General features: G+C 39.6%; 10 protein-coding genes. 1 reads left to right on the plus strand and 9 read right to left on the minus strand.

Annotated features, from left to right (window positions below):
* Positions 1–860 precede the first annotated feature (860 nt).
* Positions 861–2,321 (plus strand): MDR family MFS transporter, encoded by a 1,461-nt coding sequence (locus tag D8M04_RS07430; protein WP_121522265.1) that lies wholly within the window; start codon positions 861–863, stop codon positions 2,319–2,321.
* A 181-nt stretch (positions 2,322–2,502) separates the two neighbouring features.
* Here the strand turns inward: D8M04_RS07430 and dmpG are convergent, their stop codons facing one another.
* From dmpG to D8M04_RS07475, 9 genes are all read right to left on the minus strand, one after another.
* On the minus strand, positions 2,503–3,513 hold the full coding sequence (gene dmpG, locus D8M04_RS07435) for a 4-hydroxy-2-oxovalerate aldolase (RefSeq protein WP_121522266.1): 1,011 nt from the start codon (positions 3,511–3,513) through the stop codon (positions 2,503–2,505).
* 21 nt (positions 3,514–3,534) lie between these two features.
* Complete coding sequence (locus D8M04_RS07440) at positions 3,535–4,416, minus strand: acetaldehyde dehydrogenase (acetylating) (RefSeq protein ID WP_121522267.1); 882 nt, start codon at positions 4,414–4,416, stop codon at positions 3,535–3,537.
* Between the two features lie 12 nt (positions 4,417–4,428).
* Entirely contained in the window at positions 4,429–5,202 is a 774-nt protein-coding gene (locus D8M04_RS07445; protein ID WP_121522268.1) for a 2-keto-4-pentenoate hydratase, read from the minus strand.
* Between the two features lie 20 nt (positions 5,203–5,222).
* Positions 5,223–6,059, minus strand: coding sequence for an FAD synthetase family protein (locus D8M04_RS07450; protein ID WP_121522269.1), 837 nt, complete (start codon positions 6,057–6,059; stop codon positions 5,223–5,225).
* A gap of 26 nt (positions 6,060–6,085) precedes the next feature.
* Complete coding sequence (locus tag D8M04_RS07455) at positions 6,086–6,574, minus strand: flavin reductase family protein (protein ID WP_121522270.1); 489 nt, start codon at positions 6,572–6,574, stop codon at positions 6,086–6,088.
* Between the two features lie 140 nt (positions 6,575–6,714).
* Entirely contained in the window at positions 6,715–7,671 is a 957-nt protein-coding gene (hpaD, locus tag D8M04_RS07460) for a 3,4-dihydroxyphenylacetate 2,3-dioxygenase (protein WP_121522271.1), read from the minus strand.
* A 27-nt stretch (positions 7,672–7,698) separates the two neighbouring features.
* Positions 7,699–8,547 carry an alpha/beta fold hydrolase gene (locus tag D8M04_RS07465; protein ID WP_121522272.1) on the minus strand — a complete coding sequence of 283 codons (849 nt, stop codon included), beginning with the start codon at positions 8,545–8,547 and terminating at the stop codon, positions 7,699–7,701.
* Between the two features lie 207 nt (positions 8,548–8,754).
* Positions 8,755–9,936, minus strand: coding sequence for an acyl-CoA dehydrogenase family protein (locus tag D8M04_RS07470; protein WP_121522273.1), 1,182 nt, complete (start codon positions 9,934–9,936; stop codon positions 8,755–8,757).
* A 248-nt stretch (positions 9,937–10,184) separates the two neighbouring features.
* Entirely contained in the window at positions 10,185–12,047 is a 1,863-nt protein-coding gene (locus D8M04_RS07475) for a V4R domain-containing protein (RefSeq protein ID WP_121522274.1), read from the minus strand.
* Positions 12,048–12,053: the final 6 nt, after the last annotated feature.

A 12,053-nucleotide genomic window follows, 5' to 3' on the forward strand; every position in this document is an offset into this window, starting at 1 on the left:
CAAGTATCGACATGCAGATGGATTCCCTGAACGTGGATGAACAAGCATTACTGGAAAGGTCAATCAGGGTCCGGATGAAGACTTGTATGCGGACGGTCGTGACTAAAAAGGGAATTACCGGTAGGATGAAGAACCAAACGGTAACGAACTGCATCTGAAAGGTCGCTTATCAACGCGATGAAGTACCAAATGAGCGCGAACCACCTCAGAAAGGTCGTTCATTGGCGCGATGAAGACCTAAACGAGAGAGAACTACACCTGAAAGGTCGCTCATCGACGCGATGAAGGCCAAATCGAGAGAGAACTACACCTGAAAGGTCGCTCATCGACGCGATGAAGGCCCGAACGTGAGCAAGCTACGTCGGAAAGTTCACTCATGGAACGGATGAAGAATCGATCGAGGACGAGCAACATCCCAAAGGTCACTCATAGAAGCGATAAAGATCCGAAATAGATGTTATTGATAAATGCAGTTACATTAATACAGAATGAATAGAGTAATCTGTGATCGTAGTCCTATTTCCTCACCGTTTTTAGACAGCTTTAAGAAAAATCGAGTAAACGCAAAAAAACCAAGCGCCTCACACTTGGTCTAACCCATAAGAGGAGATGGTGACTATCTCCCTACTTGGAATGACCTCGATGCATTGTTTCTAAATTCCCTAATTTTCAAGAATAAAATCCTCTCCCATTAAGTACACTTTAGAACGAATACTTCTGATTCTGAAACTCCGACCATGTGATTCAATTTAGCCTGCTTCAAAGGTAAATGAAATTTAACATATCTTCTTTAATTTACCTATTTACGTTGTAACAGTTTCCCAGTATATTAGATATATTCCATGAGAGAGGACTAATATATGAACGATAATAACCAACCAAAAAAATACGAATATCTAGCCGATGATCCAAATGTAAAAACACTGCCAATTATGGTTTCATTAATCATCGGTGCTTTTTTTGCGATTTTAAACGAAACGTTATTAAATATAGCACTGACAACATTAATGGAAGAATTTCATGTTACCCTGCCAACAGTACAATGGATGGCAACAGGATTCATGCTAATTATGGGGATTGTCACTCCAGTTTCTGCGGTGCTATTGCAATGGTTTACAACGAGACAACTGTTTTTAGGAACGATGCTCGTCTTTACCCTTGGAACTTCGATTAGTGCTTTAGCACCTACATTTTCTATTCTTTTAACGGGGAGATTAATTCAAGCAGTTGGAACTGGTTTACTGATGCCAATCCTATTTAATGTGTTTTTATTAATTTATCCTCCAGAACGACGTGGGAAAATTATGGGAACGATTGGTCTCGTCATTATGTTCGCACCTGCAATTGGTCCCACTTTATCTGGAGTCATTGTGGAATACTTAGGATGGCGATATTTATTTATTCTTGTAATCCCATTCGTACTTTTCTCCATCCTATTTGCTTTTAGGTATTTAGTAAATGTTTCCGATGTAACAAAGCCAAAAATTGATATCTTATCACTTATATTCTCTACGATTGGCTTTGGAGCGATTATTTATGGATTCAGTATTTCCGGAGAAAGTGAGGAAGGTTTACTTGCTCCGAAAGTTGCCATCATCATTCTTACCGGTGTCATCGGGATCGTTTTATTTTCCATCAGACAATTAAAATTAGAAGAACCAATCATGGATTTACGAGTGTTTAAATATCCAATGTACACTCATGCGATCATTCTATTTTTAATTATCATCATGGCCATGTTTGCTTCAGAAATCATTTTGCCTATCTATATGCAGGGTCCATTAGCATTGACCGCAGCAGCAGCAGGAATGGTTTTATTACCTGGTAGTATTCTAAATGGAGCAATGTCGCCTTTTATGGGACATCTTTTTGATAAGTTTGGACCTCGTCCATTAATGATACCGGCTGCGATTGTATTATGCGGGACAATGTTTATGATGAGCAGATTAGATATTGATACTCCTGTATGGATTGTCATTGTTGGATATATTCTATTAATGTTATCTGTATCAGCAATCATGATGCCCGCAGAAACAAACGGATTAAACCAATTGCCGAAACGATTGTATCCGCATGGAACAGCAGTAATGACAACATTACAGCCAGTTGCTGGCGCGATCGGTGTATCCGTGTTTATTAGCATTATGAATTCAAGACAACTTCATTATTTGCAAAACACGAATACCCCGGAGAGCCCCGCTACTGTCGCTCAAGCGATGGTTTCTGGAGTCGAACTCGTTTATTTTATCGGCTTTGCCATTTCTATCCTAGCCGTAATCTTGGCATTTATCGTGCGTCGAGCTGTACCGAAGGAAGGTTAAAATAATAAATGCACTCATGAGAAAAACATCTGTTTAACTTATGGGTGCATTTGCTTTTTATTGTAGTTTGATTCGCGAGCGGTATGCTCGAAAAGCTTAGATTGCATGGGAGCAACTCTTACGATTATGAGTACAAAGCAATTCTATAAAACGCTGCGTTTCCCTTGCGACTCAACGAAAATTAAACATTCGCTTTTTGGCTGGCAAGTTCTGCTGCTACATCGATAATCATATCTTCCTGGCCGCCAACTATTTTCCGTTCTCCTAGTTCAATTAAGATATCCCGGGAATCAATACCGAATTTCTCCGAAGCGCGGTTGGCATGAAGCAAGAAGCTGGAATAAACGCCTGCATATCCTAGAGTTAAACTGTCTCTCGTGATTTCTTGAGGCTTAGGCAGGATTGGTGCCACAATTTCTTCTGCAATATCCATCATCTTATACAGATCTATTCCAGTCGTTATTCCCATTCTGTCAAGGACAGCAATGAGTGCTTCTGTTTGTGTGTTCCCTGCTCCTGCACCAAGGCAACGGATGCTTCCATCAATTCGATTCGCACCTTCTTCAATAGCTGCTAGTGAGTTTCCCATTGCCAGTGATAGATTGTTATGACCATGGAAACCTATATCACAAGATAGCTCATGTTTAAGCGCTTTAATTCTTGCTCTTACCTCATGTGGCAATAGCGCACCAGCTGAATCGACCACATACACAATGTCCGCACCATAACTTTCCATTAATTTAGCTTGTTCCACTAACTTTTCTGTTGGTGCCATATGACTCATCATTAAGAAACCAACTGTTTCCATGCCTAATTCCTTTGCCGTTTGGATATGCTGAGCAGATACGTCTGCTTCGGTAACATGTGTAGCGATACGCGCCATCTTTGCTCCAAGTTTCTCTGCTTCTTTCAAATCTTCAATGGTGCCAATTCCCGGGATGAGCAGTACAGCAATTTTAGAAAAATCGACTGCATCTACCGCCGCTTCAACTAATTCCAATTCATTTGTTTTCGAAAGGCCATATTGTAACGTGGATCCTCCCAACCCGTCTCCGTGGGAAACCTCAATATATGGAACGCGTGCCTCATTTAATGCTTTTGCAATGGATCTTACTTGGTCTACCGTATATTGGTGGCGAATAGCGTGACTGCCATCCCGTAACGCTACTTCGGTAATTTTAATATCTGTCATCTCGTTTCTCCTCCCCCTTTCTTAGTTCGCCATCACTTCTAAGCGTTTTTTAGCGAATTCCTCTGCTACTTTTACCGCTGCAGAAGTCATGATATCCAAGTTACCTGCGTATTTCGGCAAGTAGTGCCCAGCACCTTCTACTTCAAGGAAGACAGTGACTTGATTTCCGTCGTAAATAGGATCGGTACGCAATTGATAGCCTGGTACATAGCTTTGAACCGTTTCCACCATATTTTTAATCGATGCTGTTATTGCTTTCTCATCGACATCCCCTTCAATAAGCGCATGAACAGTATCTCGCATCATAATTGGAGGTTCTGCAGGATTCAGGATGATAATTGCTTTTCCTTCTTTTGCACCGCCGACCTCTTCAATCCCTTTTGCTGTTGTTTCTGTAAACTCGTCAATGTTTGCTCTTGTTCCCGGACCAGCACTTTCACTTGAGATCGTTGCGACAATTTCACCATACGCAACAGGGGCTACTGTATTGATTGCATGAACGATTGGAATGGTTGCCTGTCCCCCACATGTAATTAAGTTTACATTTTCAGCATCTAAGTGCTGCCCAAGATTCACACTTGGTACAATAAAAGGTCCGATTGCAGCTGGTGTCAAGTCCAGCATTTGCTTTCCAAGTTTTTTTGCAACTTCGGCATTATGTATGTGTGCACGGGCACTGGTCGCATCAAATAAAATATCTACTGCATCTGGATTATCCAGTAAGCCATCCACCCCATTATCATATACATGGAGTCCAATTTCTTTTGCATGCTGCATACCACGAGAAGTTGCATCAACCCCCATCATGGTTGTAAGTTCTAATACTTCCGATTTTCTTAATTTCACCATTAAATCAGAACCGATATTCCCCGATCCTATAATACCAACTTTTACTTTTGACATGAAAAAATCCCCCTAGTTTTTAAAAATGGCTGATACGGTTCCTAAGTTTTCAAACTCTGCTTTAAAGTGGTCTCCGTGAACAATCGGCAAAGCTTTAGATAAGGCACCAGCTAAAATAATATCACCGGGATTTAAGGAGATATCGTACACACCGACTTCATTCGCCAGCCAAACAACTGCTTCCAACGGATTACCCATAACAGCAGAACCCTGAGCAGAATCAATGAATTCCCCATTTTTATAAACATTCATTTGGACATTTGGAAGATCCAATTCTTCTAATTTCTTTTTGCTCTTTCCAATAATTGCTCCTGCAGAAGAACCATTATCTGCAACCGTATCTTCAAATGCAATCTTCCAATCCTTAATCCGGCTATCAATGATTTCAATCGCAGGAACAACATAGTCTGTAGCTTTTACAACGTCTTCTATCGTAACTCCAGGTCCTTTTAAAGTATCTTTTAAAACAAAACCAATCTCGAATTCTACTTTCGGCTGAATAGTGTTTTGTAAGGATACAACAGCATCCTCGTTGTATATCATGCTGTCAAGAAGATGACCATAATCTGGAATGTTTACCCCTAACATTTCCTGCATCGCCTTGCTTGTCAAACCGATTTTTTTACCGACCACTTTTGCGCCGTTCCTTCTTTTATAATTGATGACCTCTAATTGAATTCGATAGGCCTCATCTTTGGTTACTGTGGCAGCAGAAGTAAGTGGTTCAATCGCCTTTTTTGTTTTTTCCGCTTCTATCAGTAAATGTACAGTTTGCTTGATATCCAATTTCTTCACACCTTCTCTACCTATATAATGGAGATATTTTCCCCTTCTGTTTCCTTGGCAATAGGGATTCGATAATACCAGATAATACCCAATTTCTCATTCGGCAGAAAGTGATACTTGCCCTGTTCCGCCAAATAAACATCCATCCTGTTTTTGGGAACAAGAACTTCCGTTTCCCATCTTTCCCCTTTGATAGTGACCCCTGCTTTATAAATACCAGGAGCTGGAAGCATAAAATGCTCCGAGACTCTTAAATTTCCAGCTTCCCAATATACTTCTGTTTCATAAAATCTTCCTAGCAAACTCATCAACTGCTCCATTTTTCCTTCTGAAATCAGTTGTCTAATCCATGTAGAACTGATCTTTTCCCCTTGGTAATCTACTTCTTTTACTTTCGTCACTTCAATAAGATCACCTGAATCCCGTTTCAACGAATCAACTTTCCCGGCTCCACGGTGCCCATAGGAAAAATCAAACCCGGCTACCGCATGATTGACTTGCATATCAAGTAGGTAGCTGGATACAAATTGTTCTGGAAGAAGAGAACAAAAATCTTTATCAAACTTCACAATATAAAATATATCGACGTTTAAGGACTCTAAGATAGAACTCTTTTTGGAAAGCGACATCAAATAATCAAACTTTGAATCGTCTTTTGATAGAACGGTTTTAGGATGTGGAAAGAAACTCATCACTGCAAGAGGCAGATTTCTCTTCCTAGCAATCTCCCTTGCTGTATGAATCACTTTTTGATGCCCATTATGAATACCGTCGAAAAAACCCAGCGCCATCACATTTGGTATGGCATCTTTTTGAAATTCTTCTAAGTTACTGGAGTTTAAGTGAATAGTTCTCATAAAGATTCTCCCTCTCCTTCCTTCCATTAATTAACAGCAGCTACCGGGTTTTCTAATTTTTCTAATGTACGATACTTCCCTTTGGAGAAAATTAACGGCTCCCCATCTTCCAAGTTCACATCCGTTACCTCACCAATAAATAATGTGTGATCTCCTTCGATGTATTCACTTTTCACGTGGCAAGCTACTTGTGCTAGTGCGTCAGGGATTACCGGTTTCCCATCTAGGTAGTCGAACTGGATTTCACTGTCGATTTTCACTTGGCCAGCAAATACCTTGGATAAGTCTTGCTGATCTTCAGACAAAACATTGATACAAAATTGTCCGCTTTGCTTAATTTTTTTCAACATATGCGCATCTTCCTTTAAGGAAATAGCGACCAATTTAGGAATTAATGATTGAGACATAAAGGCGTTCGCTGTCATTCCATGGATGTTTCCATCTACTTCTGTAGTAATCACAGTGACTCCTGTAGCAAAGCTTCCCATTGCATTTCTGAATTTACGATCTTCCATGTTAACATCCTCCTTATTGTTTATATGATTTTTTCTCACCAATGAAACAGGTAACGGAAGGCGCTCTATCCAGTCATCGTCATGCTTTACTATAGGTGGAGTTCATACATTGCTATAGGAGCGCCATTCTTATTACATGCTTATACGAGTTCTTCTTTTTTCATCCAATCTTTATTAATAGCTGTTGTTTCCACGAATGATTCAGGAACAGTTGGCCCCCACCATAAGCGGCCATTGGTTTCATATGCTGCTTGAGTCCAGCCAACAGGCTCGTGATCAAGGTCACGCTTATAGTCATCAGAATAGATTTCAATTCGATGTCCATCCGGATCTTTAATGTAAAGGAAAAAGGCGTTACTTACCCCATGACGACCTGGGCCATATTCAATAGCATCGCGATAGCCAGCATCGGCAAGTAAATCTGCTGTACGGATTACACCTTGCACTCCATCCACAATAAAAGCGACATGATGTAAGGCAGCATATTCTTTATACACTAATGCAATATCATGTGTATTGGTTTCTCTTCTGATCCAAGCGGCGTATTTGTCCTTTCCGTCTTTCCCTTCAACATATTCAGAGATGCTGAAATCAAAGTTCTTCCAGTAGTTCCACTCTTTGTTTACGCTTGGCACACGAAGGTTCATATGGTCAATGCGAAGCGGAGGTATTCCATTCTGTAAATGCGTTCTTCTCATTGGAAGAATGACGTTTTTATTCTCACCGTGGTAGACATTAATCTGTGGAGATTGATGATAAAATGCCACTGGATGCCCACTTGGTGTTACTATTTTAAGCACTCTGCCATGGTCTTTATCTTCCGCCTCTTGCACTTCTACTCCAAGTACTTCATTTTTTTCTTTAATTTCATCTAAAGCTTCCTCACTGGAAACGCGAAGACCGAAATGATCTAGACACACATTGTTTTTGTCTTCTTTTAATATCAAGGAGTATTGGTCAAATTCTTCTTCCGCACGTAAATATGCTGTGTTTCCTTCTTGTTTTGTTTTGATAAATCCGAGTACTTTCTCATAAAAATCTAGTGATTTCTCTAAATCAGACACATTTAATTGCGCATATCCTAAACGATAAATCATATTTTTCACCATCCAAAAGTTTATATTTTAAACGTGTTGCAGCATAAAGTCGGTCAATACCGTATTAAATTCCTCTACCTGTTCCCACTGTGGCCAGTGTCCTGCATCTTTAATTACCTTTAGTTCAGCTCCAGGAATCATATCTTTGATTGGTCCGGCCTGATCCACTGTGGAAGTCGGATCATGATCCGTCCAAACAAGTAACGTAGGAACATTGATCTTACTGCACCACTCTGGTTTCCAGATATATTTTTGTCTTGGTTCCATTTCCTGTAGATGTACAATGTTATATACTGCTTTTTGATAAGATGGTTGCGTATAAATCTGATAACGGTTATAAATAAGTTCATCTGTCACAACGGATTTATCATACATCAGCCATTCCAAACGTTTTTTCACATTTTCATAGTTTGCATTTACTACTGCATTCACCGTTGATTCCTTAAGACCGGCCATTACTTTTGGATCGCTGTTCACATTTCCTGGTGTATTCAGTACTAATGCTTTTGCATATCCAGGGTGATGCGCCGCAAACCATGCTGCTACCCAGCCACCTAAAGATTCACCGGAAATATAGGCTTGCGATAAATTCATCGCTTTCATGAAGTCAAGCAGATGATCACTATAAGAATCAATTCCATAAGGATGATCTGGTTTATCCGTATAACCATGACCTAACATATCAATCACTAAAACACGGAAATGCTTACTTAAACCTTGCATGTTCTTTGCATATGCTTCAATATGGCCGCCTGTACCATGAAGCAGGATAAGTGGTTCCCCTTCTCCAGCTTCTAATACTCTTGTCTTCACACCATTTGCATCAACATAGTACAGCTTAAATTCCAGATCTGCTAATTCATTCCAAATTGTCAATTCACTTCACTCCATTTATAAATTTGATTAGTTTAAATACGTGTTCAAAAAGGAGGATAAAAAGGACCGAGAAGTTCAAGGCGGTGTAGCTTCGAGCCCCGGAATGTACATCAATAGGTACATGAGAGCGGAGAAGCAAGCCAACGAAGAAATTCGATGTGTCATTTTTACCGGACTTTTTGAACATCCTTTTAAAGAGAATTTCCCTTATCCACGAACTCCACTATCAAATCCGAATAATTCCTGACCAAATGCTTGTACAGAGTCTTCATAAAGTGACGTTTTATGGGTTGCAACAGATAAAATATCACGGAAGAATAACTCAATCGGTCCGCCTTTATAAAGGCCTGCACCACCTAATGTCAGCAATACTCTTACTGCAATTTCCGTACATGTTTTGGTTATTTTTGTACGCATCGCAAAGAACTCTGCATTTGGTGTGGAATTCGGATTGTTTCTTGAGTCTTCTAGTTTTGTAATATACTGATCCATTAAGGCTTCAGCAGCCAGGAAATCGGTTGTGATTTCTGCCATCACACGTTGGCTCCTTGGTGATTCACTTTCCAGTAACCCGTTATCCATTAAGCGTCTGCGTTTTTCCGTTGCACTCTTGAATTCATCAATAATTCGTTTTGTACCACCGAGCGCCATATACGGGAATCCCATATAAAATGCTGGGAAGTACGGAATGTTATAGAATGGATAATCTCTATCATAATCTTCCTCAGGTGGTAAACCTGACACTAAACGAGAAACAGGTACGATTCTTTCTTTAGGTACGTATACGTTCTCAGCAATAATCTGATTGCTTCCTGTACCACGAAGTCCGAACGTATCCCAGTTTTCCACAATAGTTAAATCAGATGTTTTCAAGATTGGCAAGCAAACCTCTGGCTCATCCATCCCAGGCAGTTGCATGTTTACACCAACGCCAATCCAGTCGCTGTAGTTCACTCCGCTTGCAAAATTCCATTTCCCGCTGATGCGGTAGCCGTCACCGTCTTCTTCATAAGTACCAATTGCAGCGAAGATATCACTGATTAATCCGCCTTGGTGAACGATTTCATCTCTTGCTTCCTTTTCCAAATAAGATGGAAGTGTATTATGCAGTGGGTAGAGGAATGTCAGCCATGATGCCGAAACGTTATAATAAGCAACCGTCCGAACAATTTCGCCGAATGTTCTTAAATCCACTTGTGGGCCTCCGTATTCTTTCGGCAACATCATTTTCGATATCGAAGATTTTCTCATTAACTGGGCAACATTTGGAGAGATGGTTCCGTTTACTTCTGCCTCACGAGCTTCTTTCTCTGCCAATTCTCCAATCTCTCTGGCCTCTTCTAACAACTGTTCCACAACAGTCTCTTGCGTTAACTCTTTTGTTGTCATGTAAAACACTCCTTTTTAAATGTTAATTTAATCAATTTTGTATGTTTCGAATATTGGTATCGCTTACAAATTAGTATATTTTAATTATTTCCTACTTTCTAGAACAGGAATTGTTGTTTTTTTTTAAAATTAAGCAAAAATTGTCCATTTAGAGATAATTAAGATTTGTATTGTGAGAAAAAAACAAACCGCATGGATGAAGGTTTCTGTCCTTCAACACATGCGGTTCAATTAGAAATAGGGCTTGCCTATTTTTCAAATTTCCACTCACCAAGGGCTATTAGGGATTGCAGAATTAATAAAAGTTCATGCATCACATTCGCATTACGGAGATCTATATCTAATAAATCTTCTATTTTTCGTATCCGGTGTCTAAGCCCCCCCATCGATAATGCAAGGTCGTTCATGGTTTTTTCCAGTTTACCTCCATTCAGAAGATAGAGATAGAGCGTTTTGGCTAATTCCTCACTATTCTTTTCCGCAAACATAGGCCCAAGTTTTTCATTTGCCAACAATTTAATTGCCTGCTTATTTTTTGAATTAATTAATACTCCTAAAATGCCAAGGTCCTTAAAATAAGTAATGTCGGCCCCATTTGCCAACCCAATAGCAACATTCGCTTCCTCCAAGTGTTTGGAAATCTGCTCGATATCCTCACTTACAGTACTAACGCCAAGGGAAAATCTAATGGTTTTATATTTTTTCTTTAGCAAAGCTTGTAAATTTGCTAAGAGCTTTTGTTTTTGCGGAATCTGTTTCTGATCAATCGTGTTGTAAATAACTATTTTTCTTTCATAGTGGCCGGCAAGGAAAGACTCTTGATTCGTATTAAAATATCGACTAACAGACTCATATATTTGCTCATCTAATTGAAATTCCTCCTCCATCGAATTCAAATGGGCCTGATAATCAATGATCATCATGTAATACGGTCTATTAAAATCAACCCCTGTATATTTTCCTCTTTTGAGAATTTCGGGTTTTGGGAGTTGACCTGCGATAATTCGTTCCAGGAAGTTTCCCTTCATTCGTTCTAAAGATTCGAACTCTGTCTTTTCATTTAGCATTATAAGTGAGACTGCATTGCTAAAGCGATCCAAGAGCAGATGATTTTTCTTAACACTTTGATTTGGTTCTCCATCATAAAGAAAAGAACAATAGCCTACCATTCGTTTTTGTACAATCAACGGGGTAATCAATCGAATTTGTTTTTCTGTTTTTATAACTTTCCCTTTTAAAAGACCTGAATGCTTTGCCTGAATATAGGCAGAATCCCCATTATTTTCTCTTAAATCCTCCTGTAATTGAATATATCGTTCATCTGTTATACCAGAACTAGCGATCAATTCTTGGTCAGAAGATTCGATAATAATTGGAGTTTGGATTATTTCAAATGCCACTCTAGTCAGCTCATTCAGATTGCTGCCATTAATAATCTCATCCGTTAATTTCCTTTGAAAATCAGCAAGTTCTTCCAGGAATCTTCGCTGTTCGAGCAGTTGCTCATAGGTATAGCTTAATTCATTAATTATCGTTTTCTCTTGAAAAAATTCCAAGCCTTCCTCATTTTCTATCTTCCATTCTTCTTTTGTTTTTAATTCCCAGCTGCATTTTTCATCCCCACAGCCAACGCAAGTGATTTCCTTTACTAAAATAGGATGATCAAAGATGGTCGACATGTAGCCACTGCTATATCCCGCTAGTGTATGACAGACAGGAGAAGCGGATACCCCCTGGACATTGAGATACTCCCTTGCTTCATAGCTTTCCAGCCATGTCCCTTTGCTTATTATTGATTTCAATTTACCATCCTCATCCAGCTCTGCCCTGCTTTCATGTACAATGCCGCTAATATGGCCACTGTTGATATGCATACGGGGGCCATACTTGATATATTCCTCTTTTGGAAGGTTCTTTTCTAAAGCTTTCTTACCGTCATGCGTTCCCATTTCCCAACCATAGTGAAATAAAAAACTTTCCACCCGCTCTTCCCCAATGTTTTTTTTCAACTGTTGGAACAAAATACCAAAGATAGAGGAATTTGTTGTGATTTTTCTGTTATGTTTATCCGCTATTGTCCGGTAGCTGTCCTTTGGAACATGAATCTGCATGATATC

The sequence above is a fragment of the Oceanobacillus piezotolerans genome (genome assembly GCF_003665065.1).
GTDB lineage: Bacteria > Bacillota > Bacilli > Bacillales > Amphibacillaceae > Oceanobacillus > Oceanobacillus piezotolerans.

Coding starts and splice junctions, on each gene's coding strand:
- D8M04_RS07430 (WP_121522265.1), top strand. CDS start 861: ATGAACGATAATAACCAACCAAAAAAATACGAATATCTAGCCGATGAT.
- dmpG (WP_121522266.1), bottom strand. CDS start 3,513: ATGACAGATATTAAAATTACCGAAGTAGCGTTACGGGATGGCAGTCAC.
- D8M04_RS07440 (WP_121522267.1), bottom strand. CDS start 4,416: ATGTCAAAAGTAAAAGTTGGTATTATAGGATCGGGGAATATCGGTTCT.
- D8M04_RS07450 (WP_121522269.1), bottom strand. CDS start 6,059: ATGAGAACTATTCACTTAAACTCCAGTAACTTAGAAGAATTTCAAAAA.
- D8M04_RS07455 (WP_121522270.1), bottom strand. CDS start 6,574: ATGGAAGATCGTAAATTCAGAAATGCAATGGGAAGCTTTGCTACAGGA.
- hpaD (WP_121522271.1), bottom strand. CDS start 7,671: ATGATTTATCGTTTAGGATATGCGCAATTAAATGTGTCTGATTTAGAG.
- D8M04_RS07470 (WP_121522273.1), bottom strand. CDS start 9,936: ATGACAACAAAAGAGTTAACGCAAGAGACTGTTGTGGAACAGTTGTTA.
- D8M04_RS07475 (WP_121522274.1), bottom strand. CDS start 12,047: ATGCAGATTCATGTTCCAAAGGACAGCTACCGGACAATAGCGGATAAA.